The 22,938-nt window shown below is 37.5% G+C and carries 24 protein-coding genes; 14 read left to right on the forward strand and 10 right to left on the reverse strand.

The features are described 5' to 3' along the window. The first annotated feature begins 139 nt into the window (after positions 1 to 139). Positions 140 to 1,642 (forward strand): M28 family metallopeptidase, encoded by a 1,503-nt coding sequence (locus SOM16_RS19860; RefSeq protein WP_320465745.1) that lies wholly within the window; start codon positions 140 to 142, stop codon positions 1,640 to 1,642. Positions 1,643 to 1,772: 130 nt separating this feature from the next. Beyond that, a complete protein-coding gene (locus tag SOM16_RS19865) occupies positions 1,773 to 2,120 on the forward strand; it encodes a hypothetical protein (RefSeq protein ID WP_320465746.1) in 348 nt (115 codons plus the stop codon). 83 nt (positions 2,121 to 2,203) lie between these two features. Here SOM16_RS19865 and SOM16_RS19870 read toward each other — a convergent pair whose 3' ends face one another. Then, complete coding sequence (locus SOM16_RS19870) at positions 2,204 to 2,428, reverse strand: hypothetical protein (protein WP_320465747.1); 225 nt, start codon at positions 2,426 to 2,428, stop codon at positions 2,204 to 2,206. A gap of 551 nt (positions 2,429 to 2,979) precedes the next feature. Beyond that, complete coding sequence (locus tag SOM16_RS19875; protein WP_320465748.1) at positions 2,980 to 3,429, reverse strand: VOC family protein; 450 nt, start codon at positions 3,427 to 3,429, stop codon at positions 2,980 to 2,982. 149 nt (positions 3,430 to 3,578) lie between these two features. Between SOM16_RS19875 and SOM16_RS19880 the strand changes: the two genes are divergently transcribed. Continuing rightward, entirely contained in the window at positions 3,579 to 4,256 is a 678-nt protein-coding gene (locus SOM16_RS19880) for a TIGR02117 family protein (RefSeq protein WP_320465749.1), read from the forward strand. Between the two features lies 1 nt (position 4,257). On the opposite strand, the gene SOM16_RS19885 is transcribed toward SOM16_RS19880, so the two are convergent. Continuing rightward, complete coding sequence (locus SOM16_RS19885; RefSeq protein ID WP_320465750.1) at positions 4,258 to 5,094, reverse strand: alpha/beta hydrolase; 837 nt, start codon at positions 5,092 to 5,094, stop codon at positions 4,258 to 4,260. A gap of 141 nt (positions 5,095 to 5,235) precedes the next feature. Between SOM16_RS19885 and SOM16_RS19890 the strand changes: the two genes are divergently transcribed. From SOM16_RS19890 to SOM16_RS19935, 10 genes are all read left to right on the forward strand, one after another. Beyond that, positions 5,236 to 5,940, forward strand: coding sequence for an esterase family protein (locus tag SOM16_RS19890; protein ID WP_320465751.1), 705 nt, complete (start codon positions 5,236 to 5,238; stop codon positions 5,938 to 5,940). 83 nt (positions 5,941 to 6,023) lie between these two features. Continuing rightward, positions 6,024 to 7,094 (forward strand): hypothetical protein, encoded by a 1,071-nt coding sequence (locus SOM16_RS19895; RefSeq protein ID WP_320465752.1) that lies wholly within the window; start codon positions 6,024 to 6,026, stop codon positions 7,092 to 7,094. Between the two features lie 26 nt (positions 7,095 to 7,120). Next, entirely contained in the window at positions 7,121 to 8,221 is a 1,101-nt protein-coding gene (locus tag SOM16_RS19900; RefSeq protein ID WP_320465753.1) for a carboxylate-amine ligase, read from the forward strand. Positions 8,222 to 8,228: 7 nt separating this feature from the next. Beyond that, complete coding sequence (locus SOM16_RS19905) at positions 8,229 to 9,056, forward strand: type 1 glutamine amidotransferase (protein ID WP_320465754.1); 828 nt, start codon at positions 8,229 to 8,231, stop codon at positions 9,054 to 9,056. An 11-nt stretch (positions 9,057 to 9,067) separates the two neighbouring features. Next, positions 9,068 to 9,754: a hypothetical protein gene (locus tag SOM16_RS19910; protein ID WP_320465755.1), complete on the forward strand. Its 687-nt coding sequence runs from the start codon at positions 9,068 to 9,070 to the stop codon at positions 9,752 to 9,754. 13 nt (positions 9,755 to 9,767) lie between these two features. Beyond that, complete coding sequence (locus SOM16_RS19915) at positions 9,768 to 10,955, forward strand: hypothetical protein (protein ID WP_320465756.1); 1,188 nt, start codon at positions 9,768 to 9,770, stop codon at positions 10,953 to 10,955. Between the two features lie 763 nt (positions 10,956 to 11,718). Beyond that, positions 11,719 to 11,877, forward strand: coding sequence for a FeoB-associated Cys-rich membrane protein (locus tag SOM16_RS19920; RefSeq protein WP_238414987.1), 159 nt, complete (start codon positions 11,719 to 11,721; stop codon positions 11,875 to 11,877). Positions 11,878 to 11,889: 12 nt separating this feature from the next. Further along, the gene (locus SOM16_RS19925) at positions 11,890 to 12,477 is read left to right on the forward strand and encodes a Crp/Fnr family transcriptional regulator (protein ID WP_320465757.1); all 588 of its coding nucleotides are present in this window, start codon (positions 11,890 to 11,892) and stop codon (positions 12,475 to 12,477) included. Positions 12,478 to 12,623: 146 nt separating this feature from the next. Further along, the gene (locus SOM16_RS19930) at positions 12,624 to 13,154 is read left to right on the forward strand and encodes a YceI family protein (RefSeq protein ID WP_320465758.1); all 531 of its coding nucleotides are present in this window, start codon (positions 12,624 to 12,626) and stop codon (positions 13,152 to 13,154) included. Positions 13,155 to 13,210: 56 nt separating this feature from the next. Beyond that, on the forward strand, positions 13,211 to 14,080 hold the full coding sequence (locus tag SOM16_RS19935; RefSeq protein WP_320465759.1) for a pirin family protein: 870 nt from the start codon (positions 13,211 to 13,213) through the stop codon (positions 14,078 to 14,080). A 63-nt stretch (positions 14,081 to 14,143) separates the two neighbouring features. Here SOM16_RS19935 and ispF read toward each other — a convergent pair whose 3' ends face one another. Both ispF and porV read right to left on the reverse strand, forming a co-directional pair. After that, positions 14,144 to 14,623 carry a 2-C-methyl-D-erythritol 2,4-cyclodiphosphate synthase gene (ispF, locus tag SOM16_RS19940; protein ID WP_320465760.1) on the reverse strand — a complete coding sequence of 160 codons (480 nt, stop codon included), beginning with the start codon at positions 14,621 to 14,623 and terminating at the stop codon, positions 14,144 to 14,146. A 56-nt stretch (positions 14,624 to 14,679) separates the two neighbouring features. Continuing rightward, a complete protein-coding gene (gene porV / locus SOM16_RS19945; protein ID WP_320465761.1) occupies positions 14,680 to 15,864 on the reverse strand; it encodes a type IX secretion system outer membrane channel protein PorV in 1,185 nt (394 codons plus the stop codon). A gap of 657 nt (positions 15,865 to 16,521) precedes the next feature. Here porV and SOM16_RS19950 point away from each other — a divergent pair. Then, a complete protein-coding gene (locus SOM16_RS19950) occupies positions 16,522 to 18,192 on the forward strand; it encodes an SUMF1/EgtB/PvdO family nonheme iron enzyme (RefSeq protein WP_320465762.1) in 1,671 nt (556 codons plus the stop codon). Between the two features lie 840 nt (positions 18,193 to 19,032). On the opposite strand, the gene SOM16_RS19955 is transcribed toward SOM16_RS19950, so the two are convergent. The 5 genes from SOM16_RS19955 to SOM16_RS19975 all read right to left on the reverse strand — a co-directional run bounded on the left by SOM16_RS19955 (position 19,033) and on the right by SOM16_RS19975 (position 22,937). Beyond that, on the reverse strand, positions 19,033 to 19,533 hold the full coding sequence (locus SOM16_RS19955) for a biotin/lipoyl-containing protein (protein WP_320465763.1): 501 nt from the start codon (positions 19,531 to 19,533) through the stop codon (positions 19,033 to 19,035). Positions 19,534 to 19,537: 4 nt separating this feature from the next. Next, positions 19,538 to 20,122: a DUF4159 domain-containing protein gene (locus SOM16_RS19960; protein WP_320465764.1), complete on the reverse strand. Its 585-nt coding sequence runs from the start codon at positions 20,120 to 20,122 to the stop codon at positions 19,538 to 19,540. A gap of 122 nt (positions 20,123 to 20,244) precedes the next feature. Then, positions 20,245 to 20,949: a 16S rRNA (uracil(1498)-N(3))-methyltransferase gene (locus SOM16_RS19965; protein WP_320465765.1), complete on the reverse strand. Its 705-nt coding sequence runs from the start codon at positions 20,947 to 20,949 to the stop codon at positions 20,245 to 20,247. A gap of 9 nt (positions 20,950 to 20,958) precedes the next feature. Continuing rightward, complete coding sequence (locus SOM16_RS19970) at positions 20,959 to 22,314, reverse strand: hemolysin family protein (protein ID WP_414692282.1); 1,356 nt, start codon at positions 22,312 to 22,314, stop codon at positions 20,959 to 20,961. Positions 22,315 to 22,385: 71 nt separating this feature from the next. After that, positions 22,386 to 22,937 carry an inorganic diphosphatase gene (locus tag SOM16_RS19975; RefSeq protein WP_320465767.1) on the reverse strand — a complete coding sequence of 184 codons (552 nt, stop codon included), beginning with the start codon at positions 22,935 to 22,937 and terminating at the stop codon, positions 22,386 to 22,388. Position 22,938 lies beyond the last annotated feature (1 nt).

A 22,938-nucleotide genomic window follows, 5' to 3' on the forward strand; every position in this document is an offset into this window, starting at 1 on the left:
GAACGCCAGCCCAACTTTTGCACCACTTGTTTTGCTTAAAGTGGTTAAGTTTTTTAAGATGATGCGTTCTTTCCCTTAAAAAATGTTTCGATCAGGTTTTTTCGTACCATTGTTAATTGTTTTATTTTCAATCAAAATTATGGTAAAGCGCCTATCCAAACCCCTTTTCGTTATTTGCTTAACATTAGCTGCTTATTTATCTGCTAACGCTCAGTTAGCACCAAAAGAAGGCTTGGCAGCCATAAAAGAAACAGACTTAAAAACCGATTTATATACTTTTGCTGGTGATGGATTTAGAGGAAGAGAATTTTGTTCACCAGATGAACTCCGGGCAGCAGTTTGGCTTGCAGACAAAATGCGGGCTACAGGAATGAAACCTGCCGGTATTGACGGAACATTTTTTCAGTTTTTTAATGTACGAAGAGATCAGCTATCGGCTTCGAGCATCATTAAAATCGGCGATAGAAACCTAACTCTTTGGAAAGATATTCTGGCAATAGAACCCCTCCCCTCTAATATTGATGCTGATATCATTTACATTGGAAAAGGCACGAGGGAGGCCATTAACTCAGCAGATTTAACAGGCAAAGTAGTTGCATTAATTCCAACTTATGATGACCTGGATTTAAATGTTGCTTTTCCGAAAGTGAGATTTATGCAAAGATTGGCTTCGCTTAAATACCGAAGTTTATTGGCAGAAAAAAAAGTTAAGGGGATCATCTTTCTGGCAAGTGATGAATTTACAAAAACTGGCTGGAATGAGCATGTTCGTGTTCGTTTCGAAAGGGGTTATTACAGACTTGATAATGGATTAAATACTTCAGCGCAAAACAACCTTAACATCCCAGCCTTTTGGATGCTGGATAAAGACACGGAACTGCTAAAAAATGAAAAGATTCGTTTTACCGCTAACTTAACAACCGATTCATATTTATACCCATCTGTTAATGTAATTGGCAAAATTGAGGGAACGGATTTAAAACTTAAAAATGAAAATGTTTTAATTACCAGTCACATCGATCATATGGGCGTTAGAGAGCCTCAAAATGGCGATTCTATTTATAACGGCGCTGACGATAATGGAAGTGCCGTCGTGGCCATGCTGGCTATTGCCAGGGCTTACAACCAAAAACCAGCTAAAAGATCACAGTTGTTTATTTCTTTTGGATCAGAAGAGCCTTACTTGTTTGGATCAACCTATTATACGCAGCATCCAACAATTAAGAAAGAAGATATTGTTGCTGTTCTAAATGCCGATTTAATCGGAAGAAACGCAATTGATAGTGCGGCGATTTTAGGTACGCAAGGAGCGAATAATACTTCTGTGATTTTAACAAAAATGGCATTAGAAGCTAATACTGAAGGCCCAAAATTTAAACTGGATACCGTTTGGGATAATCCCAATCACAAAGAAGGCTTTTTATACCGAAGTGATCATGCACCGTTTCTGAAACTGGGAATTCCAGCCGTTTTCTACACGAGCTTATTGCATCCTGATTATCATACTCCAAAGGATGACCCTGAACACATTAATTATCAAAAATTGCGCAAAATGACGGAATGGATGTATCGCACATCCTGGAAGGTATCCAATACTACAGAACAACCATTAATTAATCCAGCGTTTAAGTATAGGCGATAATGCATTCAGTAACTATTCAAAATAGTGATGAAGAGACCTCCTCTAGGTGATATAACCCTAAAAAACTGGCCATCAAATCCAGTTAATTAAATGAACAAAACAATTGAAGAATTTAAACGGTCTTAGTTAAATGGAAAAATCAATACAAGAATTATTTGATGAGTATGAAGAAAAGTCGCTGGAGGTAGAAGCAGCGAAAAAAGTAATGGACCAGGCAGAGGTTCCAGACTTGTCAAAAGAAGAATATATCAGTGCAGAACAGGCAGATGAACACCTGATTGCCTGCGTAGAAAGAGAACGCCGGGAAAAAGAATTAGAAACACTCAGCCAGGAATGGGGTGAGATTCAAGATGCATTGGCCGATAAACTGTGTAAAATCAATACAAAAGTTTTAGTTAAAGACCGCCGTGATGAATGTACGGTATTAATTCATTGCGAAGGTGGCGGCATTATGATAGAAGATAAAAAGGTAGATTAATACTTCTCGCTTCTACAAGGACCAATAAAAAGATCAGGCTCACTCAAACACGTATATTGAAGTAAGCCCGATCGATTAGTTATTTAATTCTGACGATCGTCTGATGGCTTACAATCTCTCAACATTTTTGTGAGTTGCCTGATCATATTCAGTAAATCTGATGTTGTATCATTACGTATAATCCGCTCCTTGTCACTAACAATTAATCTATCCAACATAAAGAAAAGATTATCTTCAGTATCATCAACGTTGTAATGCTGAAAATATTCACCTATTTTTTCTACTTGCTCTTGCGTAAGGACTAACATAAAACTGCCCTCCCATTTGCTAGTTGTGAAATAACGTTTTTGTCAATTTTGAAGATGAATCTGTTTCGTAGATCATACGTCAATAACTCACCACATATCATGATGAAGGTTGTTGATTTTTGTACTTGTTTTCGCATTTCGTAAAAAATCAAATAAAAGCCCAGGGGCTGCGAAAACAATAATTAACGAAATTAATCGGTAAAAAGAATACCGTCCTAAAACGGCTCCCCTGGGATATCTTTACAATAAAATATCTAAGCCCTTACAGGCTTGATAAATCATCTAGAATCCAATTGGCACCAATTAATTATTAACTATGTTTTCGCATTACAATAGTCGGAAGTTAATTTGATTATGCGAAATTTTTAACAGGCTTTTATTCCACAATAATTATGTGCAGCTTTCATAAAAAGTGAGATGCAAACTGGAGGATTGCTTCGTCGGCTGAAAAAGCCGTTCTCGCAATGACAGATTGATTAAGAAAAAAGATCACTGATCAACCACCACGCCTTACAGTCACCTCACCAGCAAAGGGGAAAATTGTGATCGTATCAAAAAGATTGCTCCCACTCCTGGTATGAAATAACACCTAACTCAGGCTTGGCCTCACCTTCCAGCATAGCAATAAATTCCAGGGCATTTCCATCAGGATCATTAAAATATATAGCAATAGCCGGCATCCAGGCAAAAACCATAGGTGCTAGGGCATCACTCTTTAAAAAATTATAAGGCTTTAGATTATTCTCCTGTAAAAAGCCTACAGATTTGTTCAGCACATCATCCACATCGCATCTAAAAGCAAAGTGCCGCACATTTATTTCGCCTTTCGATTTTTCCCAAAGCCCTAACATGGCTCCCTTTGGCTCACCAACCCAAAAGAAAGCAATTCTCCTTGCTTCTTCATAATAACACTGGGTTAAGCCCATCACATTTTTATAAAAATCTATAGATTTTTCTAAGTCTTCAACATCAATATGTGTTTCAAATAGTCCTTTTATCATGCAATGAAAGTAGGCATTATCAACACCTGCAAGAAATCACCTTTATCGATAAGCGCATCTACAGAATTGATATTACGATTAAACTAAGCTATTTTGGGTTACCCAGCTGCTTCGTTTTGTATTAATAACAACCCCAACTCAATTTTAATATGAATAAACGGTTTTTAAAATACGCAGGCAGGTTTACGGTTATCTTCATCTCGCTGATTGGATTTTACTTTCTGATGGCGTTCGGTCTATCGCGAATCACCATAAATGCTCATCCTATAAATAAACAGGAGGTGGCTATCTATATTATAACTAACGGAATTCATACCGATGTTGTAATGCCCGCAGCAACTCCAGCAATAAACTGGACAAAGAAAATTCCCTATGCCAACACCCTTAAAGCTGATAGCACCTATCAGTACCTCGCAATTGGTTGGGGTGATAAAGAGTTCTACCTGGAAACGCCAGAATTCGCAGATTTAAAACTCACTACTGCTGTAAAAGCCATTTCTGGCTTAAGCACTTCTGCCATGCATGCCACCTACTATCAATATATGGAAGAAAATAATCAATGCAAAAAAGTAATGATTAGCAACATGCAATATCAAAAACTGATTCGATATGTGAGCGATAGTTTTACACCAGATGCTAAAGGAAATTTTATTAAAATAAAAACCAATATCCGCTATGATACTGGCGATGCTTTTTATGAAGCTAAAGGAAGCTACAGCATTTTTAAAACTTGTAACACCTGGACGAACGCTGCATTAAAAGCTTGTGGACAGCGGAGTTGCCTGTGGACCATTTTCGACACGGGCATTCTACTTAAATATGATTAGCCTAAACCTCAAAAGCCCAATTTAAAAAGGCTGGCATTGCACTTTCCCAAGTTGGCACATCATGCTTTCCACCCACTTTTTCATAATAAAAAATATTATCCGGGCGCTTATAACCTTTCTGTAAAAGGCATTTTACCACATCAATGGTGTCGTCAATAGAATCAATAATCAGGTTTCTGTTTCGATCGGCCTTTTCATCTTCAGTTCCCGTCATCAACCAGAATTTCATATCAGGTTTACTTGCTGTAGAATCAATTAACTCATGGATAATCCGATCTGCATCAGTATAACCATCTGTTAGATCTTTTTTACGCCACCAAAAAGCACCTGAAAAAACACCAACCACATCAAAAACCGAAGGATTATTCCAGGCCACATCAAAAGCAGATAAACCGCCAAGTGAAAAGCCTGCAAATGCAACCTTACCCATAACTGGCATGGCTATTTTCTTTTTCACAACGGGCAAAAGTTCTTTAATAATAAAGTCGTTATATAGGCCTGCATTTGCCCCTCTTCCTTTAAAATCAGGCTTGCCCGCCACGCCATATTCCATTAAACGATCTGCAGAAGCTTTTATCGCAACCACAATTAACCTATGGTTGCGCTTATTATGATGTGCATCTTCCAGAATTTTAGCGAAATCCATTTTCGCTACATCCTGACCATCATTAATCAAAAGCAGTTCTATTTTTTCATTGCCTAAAATACCTTCAGGCACATACATATCTATTTCAACCTCGTGCTTTAAATAAGCAGAAGGAATTTTAAAACTATTAATATTAACTTTTACTGATAAAATTGTACTGTACATATCTTTAATCTCCCCTAACCCTGGCATCCCGCCGTATAATTTGGCAAAGGTACAAATCTCGCTAAACTATTAATTATCAGTATTCAATTTTTACACTATGCTTTTATTTAAAGTAAAGACATTCTTTTCTAAGATTAAATTTCTATCTTAAAACATTCAATTTTTGATATGAGAGAAGAACATAAGAAATGGTATAGCCCGAATTTAAGTGCTGATATAGATATGCTCATCTTTGGTCATGCGGGCATCCCTGTTTTGCTGTTTCCAACAAGTATGGGCCGCTATTATGAAAACAAAGATTTCAAATTAATTGATTCTGTAGAAGGCTTTATTAATGAGGGGAAAATAAAAGTTTATTGTCCTGATAGCATTGATAAATTTAGCTGGTACAATAAAAATATTCATCCGGCAGATAGGGTAAAGAACCACATCTGGTATGACAAATATTTGCTGGAAGAAGTTGCACCATTAGCCAGAAATGAAACCGGAAGCAGCAAAATCATCACCGCTGGATGTAGCTTCGGCGGTTACCATGCCGCTAACTTTGCATTTCGCCATCCCTGGTTGGTTAGCCACATGTTTAGCATGAGTGGTGCTTTCGATATTAAAGGCCAGTTAGATGGTTTTTATAATGATGATGTTTATTTTAATAACCCGGTGGATAACCTGATGAACAACAGTAACCCGGAATTACACCATATGAAAATCGTTCTGGGAACCACCGATCGCGATATGTGCCGTGCAGATAATGAAAACTTATCCGGAATTCTGGCAAAAAAGGGAATAGATCATTGGCTGGATATCAGGCAAAATGCAGATCACGACTGGCCAATCTGGCGGGAAATGTTTCCTAATTATATAGCACAAATTTAAATGATAATTGTTATTTGTTTATCGTTTTTCGAATTGCTTGAAACGGACAACGAAAAACGAGTAACAAACTAAAACAAATACAAATGAAAAAAATAGGGATTCTATTCGGCCAGGAGCGTTCTTTTCCGGAAGCCGTTATTGAAAGGATTAATCAAAAAGCCGAAGAAGGTATTACTGCAGAAGCGGTTAAAATCGATAAAATATTTCAGAATGTGCCGCTTGGTTATTCGGTGATTATCGATCGCATTTCTCAGGATGTTCCATTCTATCGTGCATCTTTAAAAAATGCAGCCACCACTGGTACAGCCGTAATTAATAATCCATTCTGGTGGAGCGCTGATGAGAAGTTTTTTAACAATGCCCTTGCAGAACAGATTGGTGTTCCTGTTCCAAAAACAGCCTTAATTCCGTCAAGGCAACACCCAACAGGTACAACAGGAGAATCTTTTTCTAACTTAACTATGCCTTTAGATTGGGATGCTATTTTTGAATATACTGGCTTCCCTGCTTACATGAAACCTTATGATGGCGGTGGATGGAGAGATGTTTATAAACTGCATGATAAGGAAGATTTCTTCGATAAACATAGCGGTACCGAACAGCTGGTAATGCTTTTGCAGGAGGAAATTATTTTTGAAGAATATTTCAGGTGTTATTGCATTGGCGGAAAACATGTTCACATTATGCAATATGACCCCCGTAATCCGCACCACTTGCGCTACGCAGCAGATGGTAAAGCGCCAGACCCAAAACTGCTAAAAACCGTAGAAGAATACACGCTTAAACTTTGTCAATACTTAGGTTACGATTTTAATACTGTAGAATTTGCCGTTAGAGATGGTGTGCCTATCGCCATTGATTTTTGCAACCCTGCACCAGATGCTGACATTAAAAGTGTGGGACAGGAAAATTTCGACTGGGTAGTGGAAACCACCGCCAATTACGCTATCGAAAGAGCTAAAGCACAAATAGATGGTCAGGATAATTTAACCTGGGGCGAATACATTAAGGCTTCTGTTGCTGGAAAACCACTGGTTGCTAAAGCAGCTACAAAAGTTGCGGCCAAAAAAGTATCGGCTACAAAACCGGTAGCTGCGAAATCTGCTCCAGAAAAAGCAGCTCCAAAGCCTAAAAAAGCAGCCCCTAAAAAATAAATTGGATTTTATAAATACCAATCAGGATGAATGAATTTACACTGGGAGTAGAGGAAGAATACATGGTAATTGATCCCGTTACCAGGGAGCTTACCTCGCATGATCAAAAAATTGTTGAAGCGGCACAAAAGATCCATAAAGACCAGGTAAAGGCAGAAATGCATCAGGCTGTAGTAGAGGTGGGAACCGGAATTTGTAAATCGACTACCGAAGCCCGGAAAGAGATTTCTCAGCTTCGCTACACCGTATCACAACTGGCTGGTGAGCAAGGTTTACGGATCGGCGCTGCCGGAACACATCCGTTTTCGCACTGGGAAAAGCAATTAATTACAGAACATCCGCGCTATAACGAAATTGTAAACGAATTACAGGAGGCTGCAAGATCTAATCTGATCTTCGGCCTTCATGTTCATGTTGGTTTTCAATCGCGTGAGTTGGCCATACATATCGCTAACCAGGTAAGGTATTTTTTACCACATGTGTTTGCGTTGTCTACTAACTCTCCCTTCTGGGAATCGAGAAACACTGGATATAAATCGTTCAGAACTAAAATCTTTGATAAGTTTCCAAGAACCGGAATTCCAGATATTTTTAACAGTATAGAAGATTACGATAGCTATGTAAAGCTGCTGATTAAAACCAATTGCATGGATAATGCCAAGAAAATCTGGTGGGACATTCGTGTACACCCATTTTTTGATACGGTAGAATTCCGGATTTGCGATTGCCCCATGCTGATTGATGAGACGATGGCTTTTACCGCCCTGTTTCAGGCACTTTGCGCAAAACTATATAAGCTGCGGTTGCAGAATATGGAATTTATCAGCTATTCGAGAGCACTCATCAATGAAAATAAATGGCGTGCTGCCCGTTATGGAATAGATGGAAACCTGATTGATTTTGGAAAGGAAATGGAGGTAAATTGCCGTAACCTGATCCTTGAACTATTGGATTTTGTTGATGATGTAGTGGATGAATTAGGTTGCAGAGATGATATTAATTACGTTCATAAAATTTTAGAACATGGCACTGGTGCAGACAGGCAATTGGCAGTTTACCAACAAACCGGCAGTTTTGAATCGGTAGTAGATTACATTACTACCCAAACCCTGATTGGTGCAAAGTAATTTCACAATGAATAAAAAAGATTTAAAGGTGGCCGTTATTGATATGAATAACGGTGCACCTAATCAAGGTATGCGGGGAATTCAGGAAATTCTGCTGCGCTTTGGAAAAGAGAATAAAATTAACCTTTCTTTTGACTTGTATGATTTAAGGCAGGATGGCGAAATCCCCGGGCTGGAATATGATGCATACATATCTAGTGGCGGACCTGGAAGCCCGTTGGAGAGTGAAGGCGAAAAATGGGAAAATGATTTTTACAACTTGCTCGATCAGATTGAAGCCTTTAATAAAGGCAGTGAAACGGAAAAAAAGTATGCTTTTTTAATTTGCCATTCCTTTCAGTTGGCTTGCCGCAAATATAAACTGGGAAATGTAACCGAACGGCGATCTAATGCTTTCGGAATTTTCCCAATTACACTTACGGAAGAAGGTGAGCAGGATGAAATTTTTGATGGCATTACCAATCCTTTCTTTTCTGTAGATAGTAGAGACTGGCAGGTAATAGAACCAGATTTTGAAGCTTTTGAAAAAAAAGGAGCGAGATTACTGGCAATAGAAAAGGAGCGTAAACATGTAGACCTGGAACGTTGTATGATGTCTATTCGGTTTTCAAATGAAATTATTGGTACGCAGTTTCATCCGGAAGCAGATCCCCTAGGTATGAAAATGTATTTACTGCAAGAGGAAAAGAAGGAAGCAATTATCGGGATGCATGGTGAACAAAAATATTTGGATATGCTGAATAGCCTGGACGATCCGGCAAGGATTGTGCTGACGCAAAGCGTAATTTTACCCAATTTTTTGTATAAAGCAGTTGGGAAATTGCAGGAAGTTTAAAATTTACATTTATGAAAGTGGAGCTAATCTATAATCTTGAAAGTATCGAATTAGAAGACATTGAGTATACTTTAGGTAAATTACATAAATCATTTGGCTTTTATTTGCCATCAAACGCTTTCGAGAACGTAAAAACATTTGGAGATATCTGCCAGATTTTCGAAAAAAACATGCCTTACAAGAATGAGGAAAGCTGTACTACACAACAGGCATTCTATAAGATTCGTAATTCGATTGTTGTTTCACAAAATATAAATAGAGAGCATATTAGACCATGCACTAAATTGGATGAAATTTTCCCTAGAAATGAGCGTAGAAAGAGAATAAAAGAATTTAAAAATGAACTAGCTATACCTGTTATTCTATTAACAATGAAAACATGGCTATTATTATCCATTATTGCGGGCCTCGTTATCTCTCTTGCCACTTTCTTCTTTAGCTGGAAATTCGCTTTAACAGGAATTCTGATTTGTTTAGTTTTTAATTGGGTAGCGACTAAATTTCAAAATGAAATTGACTTTATTTCTATCGGAGACCTGGCTGCAAAAATAGCTAGAGAGCATTATATACAAATCCGAAGAAATCCAAATACAGTAAATAAACATGAAGTCATCAAGGTTATTCAAGGTACTTTCATAGCAGACCACGCTTTGGATCTGGCCGATTTAAATCAAGACGCATTACTTTGTAAGTATTAATGAAATAAAAACTATGATACCTGCCCAACGCGAAAAATACAATGAACAATTAAATGATGATAAGTATCATTCATTCATTAAAGAACTGGAAAACGGATATCCTAAAATTCCTTTTCGCGTAGCAGAAACTCCGGTTTTCATTCCTAAAGCGTTAAAAGAAAAATTAATCGCTGCCGGAAAAGAAATCATTAATCTGATTAAGCAACCGAACTTCAAAGATTTTACAGCGCCGTCTATACCGCCAGAGTGGAAGGTGCCTAATGAAAACGAACAGCCTCATTTTTTAACATTCGACTTCGGCATTTGTAAAAACGAAGCTGGAGAATTAACGCCCATGTTAATAGAACTGCAGGGCTTCCCTTCGCTTTATGGCTTTCAGCATCACCTTGGAAAAACTTTTTCTACGCAATTCGAGATTGATCCAGGACTCGATTATTTTTTAAATGGATTTAATGAAGCACAGTATGTCCAATTACTAAAGGAGGTGATTATTGGAAAACACCAACCGCATGAGGTAGCGCTGATGGATGTAGATGCCCCAAATCAGAAAACTGCCATAGATTTCTTCATTACTCAAAAGTTACTTGGGATCAAAGTTCTGGCATTAACAGATATAAAAAAGGTAGGCAGCCAGCTTTTCTACGAAGAAAATGGCGAACAAATCCAATTAAAGAGAATTTATAACCGTTTAATTTTTGATGAAGTAGCGAATAATTCAGAGGTCTTTAAAACCAGCTTCGATCCTCGGGAAGCGTTAGATATTGAGTGGGTTACACACCCAAACTGGTTTTATAGAATCAGCAAATACACGATGCCATTTCTGGATAGCGAATTTGTTCCGGAAACCCGATTCCTGAATCAAATTGATAGTATTCCAACAGATCTTGAAAATTATGTATTGAAACCTTTATTTTCTTTCGCAGGGATGGGTGTAATTATTGATGTAACGGAAGACGATATTAATACTATTCCAGATCCGGAAAACTGGATTTTACAACAAAAAGTTAATTATGAACCGGCCGTACAATCTCCAACTGGTGGCGTAAAAGCAGAAATCAGGATGATGTATTTGTGGCCAGATGGCGGTGAACCTCAACTTTGCATCAATTTAGCCAGGTTAAGTCGTGGTAAAATGATTGGTGTAAGATATAACGCAGATTTTGACTGGGTTGGCGGCACGGTCTGCTTTATGGAGGAATGATCCACTTTTGATTTGGGTACTTCGGGGTAAAAGTTTAACCGCAAAGATCGCAAAGAAAAGCCGCGAAGAAAGCAAAGCATGGCTTCTTTTTTAATTACACAAATATGTAATCCTCCGTTTATTCTGTGATTCCGTGGCAAAATTTAACACCAACATTTACGGAGTAACAACCCCTATTTCTGGTTAACTATGAAAATACAATCTTCCGTGTATTCTGTGATTCCGTGGAAAAATTTAACACTATCATTTATGGAGTAATACTCCCTATTTTTTGTTAACTATGAAAATACAATCTTCCGTGTATTCTGTGATTCCGTGGCAAAATTTAACACCAATATTTACGAAGTAGTAAGCCCTTTTTCTTATTAACTATGAAAACATAATCCTCCGTGTATTCTGTGATTCCGTGGCAAAATTTAATACCAACAGTTACGGAGTAATACCCCTTATTTCTTGTTAACTATGAAATTACAATCTTCCGTGTATTCTGTGATTCCGTGGCAAAATTAATACCAACATTTACGGAGTAATACTCCCCATTTCTTGTTGACTATGAAAACACAATCTTCCGTGTATGCTGTGATTCCGTGGCAAAATTTAGTGCCAACATTTACGGAGTAACAACCCCTATTTCTTGTTAACTATGAAAATACAATCATCCGTGTATTCTGTAATTCCGTGGCAAAAAAAATTAACCCCTGCCTGCTCAATAATTTACATTCCCCTGAATACAAAAATTAGAAAAGCTCATTATATTTGTTTTATGAATATTCAAACCATTTTAGTCTTTTTACTTTTTGCGGTAGCATTGGTATATGTTGGCCGTTTGGTTTACAAATCCCTTCAGGTGAAGAAAGATGGCTGTGGAGGCAACTGCAAATGCGGCGTAGATTTTTCAGACATCAAACCATCTAAAAAGTAAAATCTCAGCTTCATGATTGATCAGTTTAAAAACTATCTCAAAGAAAAAATAGCCATAACTGATGAGCAATTTGCAAGCGTTTCTGCTGGGTTAAAAGTAAAAAAGTTTGCCAAAGGAGAAATGGTACAATATACTGGAGAAACCTTTAAACATGGTTTTTTTGTTGGTAAAGGTCTTTTGCGAGCGTACTCAATAGATTCAAAAGGGAAAGAACATATTATACAGTTTGCACCCGAAAATTGGCTTATTGCCGATAGAAATAACCTGAACAATGAAGCTTCTGTTTTTTTTATTGATGCCATTGAAACTTCGGAAACCGTACTAATGCCACATGATTTTTTGGAGCAGGCAGCTATTAAAGTACCCTGCTTGCAGCCGATGCAAGTTAAGTTGCTTAACAATTCAATTCGTTTTATGCAGAAAAGAATTAATATGCTGTTGAGTGCAACTGCAGAAGAACGTTACCTCGACTTTATTAAACTCTACCCAAACCTTACCCTTCGCGTTCCACAATGGATGATTGCTTCCTATTTAGGCATTACACCAGAATCGCTAAGTAGAGTTAGAAAAGAACTTGCTCATAAACACTTTCGACCTTAAATATTTTTGAATGATTGAATTTGAATGGGAAAGCGAGTTCACTCCTTCTCTAATTCAATAATTTATTTATTACCATACATCAACCCTGATCCTAAGCCCATAACCTATTTTTGTGGTGTAATATTAAATGCATCAAAACAAAATATATGGCAACGACTAAATGGATCTTAGATCCAACACATAGCGAACTTCAGTTTAAGGTTAAGCACTTAATGATCACCACCATCACCGGTAGTATGAAATCTTTTTCGGCGACCTTAGCTGCTGATGGCGATGATTTCAATTCTTCGGAAATTACCTTTAAAGGCGATATAAATTCACTTGATACAGGAAACACAGATCGTGATAACCACTTGAAAAGTGAAGACTTTTTTGATGGCGAACAATTCCCGCATATCGCATTTGAATCAAAATCTGTAGAAAAAGATGGCGAGAAATACCTGGTCAAAGGTGACTTGACGATCAAAGGTCAAACCAAACCAATCCTGTTAACTGCTGAATTCGGAGGAATAGCGACAGATCCATGGGGCAATACAAAAGCTGGTTTTACCCTTAGCGGAACAATTAACCGCACAGATTTCGGTTTAACCTGGAATACTGCTATTGAAGGTGGCGGCGTAATGGTGAGCGAAGAAGTACGTTTATTAGGCGAACTTCAGTTTGTAAAACAAGTATAAGCCATTTTCAGCGCTCCATTTTCATTCGCAACGCGAAACATTCAATACACAATCTTATGGAAATAAAGAAAATAGCAAAGATATTTACTCCGCCAGCACCACACATGGTTGGTGATGGTTTTCGGGTACATAACTTTTTTCCTGGTGGGTACCATATCGATATGAATCCTTTTTTTCTGATGGATTATGGCTCGAAGATTAATTTTTCCGCACGTAAAAATCCGCGAGGAGTTGGAATGCATCCACATCGCGGTTTTGAAACCGTTACTATAGCCTATAGTGGAGCCGTTGCACATCATGATAGTGCGGGGAATTGCGGTGTTATCTATCCTGGAGACGTTCAATGGATGACTGCTGCAAGCGGCGTTTTACATAAAGAATATCACGAAACACAATATAGTCTTCAAGGCGGCCCTTTCCAGATGGTTCAGCTTTGGGTTAACTTACCTGCAAAGGATAAAATGAGTAAGCCTAAATACCAGGCAATAAAGCATTCGGAAATGGCTTATATTGATTTACCCAACCAAGCCGGAAAAATCGAGCTGATTGCGGGAAATTATCAAGGAGTTAAAGCGAATGCGAACACTTTTTCGCCAATACATGTATATCATGCTAGGTTAAATAAAGGTGGAAAAGCGCATTTTAGTTTCCCGGAAAACTTCAATACAGGCTTTATGGTTATTGAAGGAGCCATAAAAGTAAACGGATCTGAAAAAGCTGATGTAAACCACTTCGTTTATTTCGAAAACACCGGAACAGCAATTGAAATTGAGGCTTTAGATAATAGTATAGTGCTGGTATTAAGCGGCGAACCTATCAATGAGCCTATTGCGCATTACGGTCCTTTTTTAATGAACACAGAAGCAGAAATTAACCAGGCCATAGCAGATTATAATCAAGGAAAATTTGGCTATCTGGATGAATAAATTAAACTAAAAAAGCCGGATGAAATTAATCAGTCCAGCTTTCCTTTTATAATTACAAATTTGTTATACCTTCTCAATTAAGCAAACCGCATAAGCCACAACACCTTCCTCACGACCAACAAAACCCATCAACTCATTTGTAGTAGCCTTGATCGAGATCTCTTCAGTGGAGATACCAATAGCAGCTGCAATATTCTCTTGCATGGCAGGAATATGCGGATTAATTTTAGGTGCTTCCAAACAAAGCATCGCATCAATGTTTCCTACCTGCCATCCTTTATCTGTTAACAATTTCACCGTTTCTTTTAGTAAGATAATACTACTAATTCCCTTCCAACGGTCGTCTGTATTTTTGAAATGGAAGCCAATATCTCGCAGGTTTGCAGCTCCAAGAAGTGCATCGCAAATGGCATGAAGTAAAACATCAGCATCAGAATGCCCAAAAGCACCTTTATGGTGGTCTAAAGTTACGCCACCAACCACGAAGGGATGCTGGTCTTTTAACTGGTGTACATCGAAGCCGAAGCCTACTCTAATTTTCATTTAATTGGATTTATAATCTAACTGGAAGAATCAATTGTTAAGACGTTAGATTGAGATTACTTTACGATTTTCTTATCGCCAAAGTTAAACAAAAGACCAAAACGAAGGGTATTTGCAAGTGGGCTTGTTTGCGCATTAGCCAGCAAATAAGAAAAATCTATATTGAAAACATTATATTTTAGCCCCAGTCCCATTGTAAAATAGCGGCTATCACCTTTCATTGGACTTTGGTGATTATAACCTGCCCTTATGGCAAACTGCTGATTATACCAATATTCTATTCCCGTTGAAATGCCCACTTCTTTAAGTTCTTCGCTAAAGCCCCCGGGGGCATCACTAAAAGAACCAAATATTCCGGCAGGAACTGATCGGTTTGGATCTTTTCCACTCACAATATTATTATTGCCGTCGTAAATAGGTTGCGTTGGCACCAGTAACTTATTAAAATCAAGTGCGAAAGTGAAAGTACTGTAATCATCTAGCGTAATTGTTGATGCGCCGCCTAATTTAAAATTTGTAGGCAGAAAAAACGCTTGGCCAACATCAGAATAACTCATCTTTGTACCAATGTTGGAGATATTCGCACCAGCAGAAAAAGTAGTGGGCTTACCAAACAACGTACTAGATGTTTTATATAAACCGGAAACATCAACAGCAATTGCATTGCCACCGCGAACCTGACCAGAAGCAAACTGACCAGAAGCCAGATTGGAATAAATATATCGCAAAGAGCTTCCTAATGAGAATTCTTCACCAAAATTTCTTGCAAAACTAACATCAAAAGCCAATTCATTGGGATTGGCAATCCCCAGCTCTTGTTGATTAATATCTGTTAATTGAATCGAACCTAATGAAAAATACCTCAATGATGCACCTATTGTATTTCTATCGTCTAATTTATAGAACCCACTAAGATAAGCGAGGCTAATATCAGGAACCAGGTTTTTTAACCATGGACTATAAGAAACAGCAAAGCCATAGGGCTTATCAATAAAAGCTAATTTCGAAGGATTTATGCTGGCTGAATTCACATCACCTGGCACCGCTACACCTGCATCTCCCATTGCTCCAGCCCGGGCATCAGGTGTTATCAATAAAAATGGAACGGCGGTTACAATATTGTTAGACTCACTCCCACTGGTTAAAGTATTGCCGACAACTACTTGAGCGTTTGTTTTACCAAACATCAAAGCCAATGAGAATGCAGAAAAAGCAAGTTTACTAATGTACTTGAGATTCATCCTTTAAAGGTACGTAATTTTAGATTTTGGTATTTGAAAAAACTAGAAGAATATGTTCCTTTAACGTAAAACCAAAAAGTATATTTTACCAAAATACGAATTAACTCATAATTTACTAACTAAACTACATTTTTTTACATATTGCTGCAACTACAAAAAAGACAACATAAACCTAATCAGCGGGTTATAATATTTTAAATGATGACTTATATTCTCGCCCATTGCATTGTTCAGTACTTTACTATTTATTTGATCAATGATACCTTTATTCGTTATTGCTTTACATCGTTCCCGAACATTTAAAACTAAAATACGCCATTAGATTAATTTGATGCTTGTACAGTATGGTCCTTTATGGTGCCTGCTTCAAGTTGGTATCACTTCCGTTTGAAAGAAGGAAGATGAGATTCAGTTTTAAAATCATTCGCTTGGATGCAAACTTTAGATATTAGTGTACCCTGGTTTTTAGTTGACTTATATACAATATTTTAGCAAAAAATTGTATTTCAAATTAAGTAGACAAATCAGGAAAGAAACTGATACCTTATGCCTTAAAAATATATCTCAAGAAATTGTTATTATATTTATATATTCACTTAAATTTGTTTAATTTTATCAGTTGAAACGTTGTTGGGCGATACTTTTTTAAAGTAACATATGAAAAAACTATTACTATATTCTTTTACTTGTTTGTCATTGGCGGCTTTGCTATCTGGCTGTAGCTCCAAAGGAGGAAACAGTTCTAGCAAAACAGGCATTCCATATGCAAATCGAAAGAGCAAAACTAATGCATCAGGTGCCTTTGCCGTAGCTACACAATACAGACGTGCACCGGGTCCGGGATTAATTCCTATAGAAGGTGGTGTTTTAGTTGTTGGTGGAAGTGCAATTGAAGTACCGGGCATAGAACCAAATATTTACAATTATAAAAGGCAGGTGACAGTTCCTTCGTTTTATATGGATGAAACGGAAGTTTCTAACACCGATTGGTTAGAATACCTACACTGGATCAGATATAATTATCCTGAAGATCGTGAGTTCTATTACAATGAATTACCAGACACACTTGTTTGGCGTAGTGCTTTATCTTATAACGAACCGTACGTTGATAATTATTTAAGACATCCGGCTTATCGTGATTATCCTGTTGTTGGTGTATCATGGGAACAAGCATCACGCTATTGCGAATGGAGAACATCAAGGGCAAATGAGTTTATTTTGCGCGAAAAAGGCATCTTAACAGATTATAAAACACTAAACGCAGGAAATACAGGTAAAGGCAACAATGCAACAGCCGCTGCAACACCAAAACCAGATAAGCCTTTCAATACCGATGCTTACCTTAATGGCCAATATGATGATAAGGGGAAAAATGCCCCGGTTGATTACAATACCAAAGCAGGAGCGGCTACAACTACTGCTGGCTCAGGAAAGGGAAATACACAACCACGCAGAACTGCAACCCTGGAAGATGGTGTAATTATGCAACCTTATCGTTTACCTACAGAGGCCGAATGGGAATATGCTGCCCTCGGACTTATCGGTAACACTGAATATGAAAACATTAACCAGAACAAGATCTATCCATGGAACGGATTAGGCGTAAGTTCTGCAAGTAAAAAAACCAGAGGTATGATTCAGGCCAATTTTAAAAGAGCGCCTGGAGATTATATGGGGGTTGGTGGATCATTAAATGATAAAGGTGATTTAACGGTTCCAGTGATCCAATACGGTGCAAATGATTTCGGCTTGTATAATATGGCTGGAAACGTAAACGAGTGGGTGAACGATGTTTATAGAACTGGAACTTTTACAGATGCTGATGCATTTAATCCTTATCGTGGTAACTACTTTACGAATAAAAAATTAGAAGATACCCAGAACGGTAAAATTGCACTTGATAAATATGGCAATCCAATTAAGGAAAATGCTTATTCAGGCAGAAAACAAACCTGGGCGGAGAAACAAGCGCAAGCAAAACGTGTGGATTCTATTTCAAAATCTACAGATCCACAAACGATTGGAACGACTAATGCCTATCAGGCGGATCAAAGGGGTTATCGCGACAGACAGAATACCATTTTAAATGAAGAAGGTGTTACACTTGTAAACGATAAATCCAGAGTTTATAAAGGTGGATCATGGAACGATATGGCCTACTGGTTAAACCCAGCTACCCGCCGCTTTATGCAACAGGATGAGTCATCTGCAGAAGTCGGTTTCCGTTGTGCAATGACTATGCTTGGAGCACCTGAAATTAGCACCGTTGGCAAAAGAAGTTTTAAAACTCCTCCTCCAAAACCTTACCGTGTAGGTAGGAGTAAATAGATTTAAAAGTCCTGGTTTAAAAATCAGGACTTTTTTTTGCGGGATGTCCGTAAATTCTATGGGTATTTTACCACCTAAGACATCTAAGCTGGGTAAGGGCCTAAGATGTTTTTCACCTTATAGTGCAGAAGCAAATTATCTTAAATAGATAAAGTCCATTTTTCACGTATTGTAAAGGACTTAGATGAATTCTTAGGTGACTGAGGTGGTTAAAAAACTATTAACTGCACATAAACTTATCATCTAAGTATTTTTACCACCTAAGACATCTAAGCTGGGTAAGGTGCCTAAGATGTTTTCACCTAATAATTGCAGAAGCAAATTATCTTGAATAAATAAATTCTGAGCTTTTAGGCATTATAAAGTACTTCGGTAAGTTCTTAGGTGACTAAGGTGGTTAAAAAACTATTAAATGCAATAAAGTTATCATCGAGGTGTTTTACCACCTAAGACATCTAAGCTGGGTAAGGAGCCTAAGATGTTTTCACCTAATAATTGCAGAAGCAAATTATCTTTAAAAAATTATGTCTGATTTTTTAGGTGTTGTAAGGTATCTGGGTGAATTCTTAGGTGACTAAGGTGGTGAAAAAACTAACTAACTGCAATAAATTTATCATCGAGGTGTTTTACGACCTAAGACACCTAAGCTGGGTAAAGAGCGTAAGATGTTTTCCACCTAATAGATGCAGAAGCAAATGATCTTGCATAGATATAGTCCAAGTTTTCAGGTATTGTAAAGTACATTGGTGAATTCTTAGGTGACTAAGGTGGTGAAAAACAATTAACCTGCAAGCAAATTTATTATAGAGAAAGGTCTTATGTTTCAAGGCTAGAAAACCGCTATTTAAATTGGACTAAGATTTGATTCTTATCCACTTTATCTCCTTGCTTAACGGCAACTTTACTCACTATACCATCGGTAGTAGATTTCAAAATATTCTCCATTTTCATGGCTTCGAGCACTAGAAGGTTGTCTCCTTTTTTCACTTCTGTGTTTTCTTCCACCAATACTTTTAATACCAAGCCGGGCATTGGTGCCTTAATTTCAGCAATCTTACCAGAAGCTAAAGTATCCATCCCCAATTGTTTTAGTAATTGATCAAACTGGTCTTCTACTTTAGTTTCATAAATGGTTCCATTGATTTTTATTTTGCAGGTTTTATCTTGTAGATTGGCATCAATAATCTCGACGTTATATGATCTATGCTGGTATAAAATATGAGTTTGTGAAGGTGAAATTTTGCTTACATTCAGTTCTATCTCTTTATCATTCACAAAAGTTTTTCCATCCCGCTCTTCAACATTATAAAGAATATTTTCATTTACAGCAATCTTATACATGGCATTATTGTGTTAAGGCATATTGCACCAGGTTAGCGCCCATTTTGAGTGCTTTTAAGCGTGTTTCCTGGGTATCTTCAGGATAAGTCCCCAGATCTTCCCAGCCATTTCCCAAATCGCATTCGAAAGTATAATAACAAACAACTCTTCCTTTATAAATCAATGCAAATCCCTGCGGACGCTTGTTGTCATGTTCGTGAATTTTTGGTAAGCCGCCTGAAAACTTAAATTTCTGATTGTAAATGGCATGATTAGCGGGTAGCTCTACAAAACTGAGTTCTGGAAATACCTTCTTCATCTGTGGCCTTATAAATTTGTCTAAGCCATAATTATCATCAATATGAAGAAAACCACCACCAATTAGATATTGTCGTAAATTTTTAGCTTCAAGATCGCTAAACTGAACATTTCCATGCCCGGTCATATAAATAAAGGGATAACCAAAAATTTCTTTACCGCCAACTTCAACAATGCTTTCTTCTTCATAAAAATTGGTTTTGAGATTTGAATTACAAAAGGCGATAAGATTCGGAAGTGCTGTTCTGTCAGCATACCAATCGCCACCTCCATTGTACTTTAATTTTCCCATTCGGTAAGAGGGAACCGGGCTGAAAGCATAAAGTCCAAAGACTAAAGTCAAAAGACAAAAGCCTGACAACAAAATCCTTATTTTAGAAAACTGGAAACTGATAACTGAAAACTTCAAACTGACTATCGGTTAAGGTAATTAATTTCAAAACAAACAGATAGTGCAGCAGTTTCTGTGCGTAACCTGTTCTCACCTAAAGTTAGCGGTTTAAAGCCTTTATTCAAAGCTAAATCAACTTCTTCTGGTGTGAAATCTCCTTCTGGACCAATAAGAATTAAATATTTTTGATATGGTGCTATTTGTTCACTAATAAATTTCTTTTCTGCATTATCGATACAATGGGCAATTAATCGCTCACCATCGAATGGTTGTTTTAGAAAATCATCAAATGAAGTGGCCTCATTTAACTTGGGATGATACGCTTTAATAGACTGTTTTACAGCGGAAGTGATTACCTTATTCAACCGATCATCTTTAATGACCCTTCGTTCTGAGCGATCGGTAATGATTGGAGTAACTTCATCAATACCTAGTTCAGTGGCTTTTTCGAGAAACCACTCTAAACGGTCGATATTTTTCGTTGGCGCTACTGCGATATGTAAATAGTGATTACGCTTATGAAACCCCTTTTCAACATTCAAAACAGCCAAGACTACTTTTTTAGGATGATCAGAAACGATTTCTGCAGTGTAAAAACCTCCTACGCCATCAACCAGATTAATAATTGCCCCCTTCGAAAGGCGAAGAACACGAACACAGTGTTTACTTTCTTCTTCGTTTAAGGTGTAAGTATTTTGGGTAATATCTGGCGTATAAAAAATATGCATGAGTTGAAATTAGTGATTATCAACCATATCTTCTTTACTGATAACCAACTCTAACTTTATTGTTTCAATGTTCTGCTCAGTTTTCTTCAGGATCGTAAACAAGTAGCCGTATGATTCGTTGCTTTCGCCGACTTCAGGAATACGTTCAAACACGTGAGATACCAGACCACCAATGGTGTCGAAATCTTCATCCTCTGGCAAATCATGTGGCAAGTGCTCATTAACGTCGTAAACCGTTGCGAAAGCATTTACGATAAATTCATTATCAGATACTTTCTCAACCAGTGGTTTTTCTTCATCATATTCATCCTGAATTTCGCCCACTAGTTCTTCCACAATATCTTCCAGTGTAACCATTCCTGCTGTTCCACCAAACTCGTCTAAAACAATAGCAATTTGAATGCGGTTGCTTTGCAACTCACTCATCAGATCATTAATTTTTTTAGTTTCAGTAACTAAATAGGGTTTACGGATAATGTCTTTTAATGTCCAATGTTGGTTTCCTGCTGCAACTAAAGGCAGAATATCCTTTGCGTGAATAATTCCAACAATTTTGTCCATAATTTCATCATAAACAGGTAAGCGGGAATATCCTTCTTTGATAATCTTGTCGATCACTTCTTCTTTCGGAGAACTTAATTCAATACCTGAAATTTTCGTTCTGGGCACCATAATGTTTTTAACAACACGCTCATTAAAATCGAAAACATTTTTAATCAGTTCGTGCTCGTTATTATCAAGCGCACCGCTTTCTTTACCTTGCTCTAATAAATACTGTAATTCTTCTGTGCTGTGAAGCGATTCGTGCCCAGCTGAGGTATCAATACCGAACGGCTTTAAAATAATTGCAGCAAGACTATTTAAAGTCCAGATGAATGGCCTGAAAACAACATAAAAGATTTGCAGGGGTACCGAAACAAATAAAGTGGTAGCTACAGGACGCTGAATGGCAAAAGATTTAGGCGCCAGTTCACCGAACACAATGTGCATTACGGTAATTAGCGAGAATGCCACTATAGTAGATGCAGTATGAATAGAAGCATCACTTAAGCCCCACTGAAGGCTATCAAAAAGGTTTTTAAAAATAGTATGCATAACGCCTTCACCAACCCAACCTAAGCCTAGTGATGCAAGCGTTATGCCTAGCTGTGTGGCGGCCAGGTAACCATCCAGGTTATGGATAATTGTTTTGGCCATTTTACCCACTCTACTGCCTGTTTTTGCCTTGATTTCAATTTGGGAGGCCCGAACTTTAACAATAGCGAACTCTGCTGCTACAAAAAATCCATTCAACAACACCAAAAATAACGCAAAAAATAGTCGCCATCCAACAGAAGTTGTATCTGTTTCTGCCAGCGCAACCATTGCCAGGTCTGTTGATGGAAGGATAGCGCTTAGTTTAAAATTTAAAAACAAGCAAACCGTGGGTAAATCCATTAAACTAATTCTCTAAAGGTAGTGTTATAAAGTTCCATGCTCTCTTTAATTACTTTATGAGCATAGCGAACACCTAACAAATGTTCGATTGTAACATTTTTATCTTCTAATGCTTTATAATCCTGGAAGAAACGAACAATTTCTTTCATTTGGTGTGGAGGCAATTCATCTAAATCGTTAATGTAATTAACTGACATATCATGAGCGGCTACTGCAATAATTTTATCATCCTGCTCGCCATTATCTACCATATGCATTACACCAACAACTTTTGCTTCTATTAAAGTCATAGGATACACATCTACAGAACATAGCACCAAAATATCTAATGGATCTTTATCATCACAATAAGTTTGAGGAATAAAGCCATAGTTAGCAGGATACATTACTGATGAGAAAAGAACCCTGTCTAATTTAATCAAACCAGATTCTTTATCTATTTCATATTTTGCTTTTGAGCCTTTTGGGATTTCAATAATCGCATTTACAATTTCCGGTACGTTTTTACCTGGTGATACGCTATGCCAAGCGTGAGTTTCTTCTTTTGCCATT

The sequence above is a fragment of the Pedobacter sp. CFBP9032 genome (assembly GCF_034045265.1).
GTDB lineage: Bacteria > Bacteroidota > Bacteroidia > Sphingobacteriales > Sphingobacteriaceae > Pedobacter.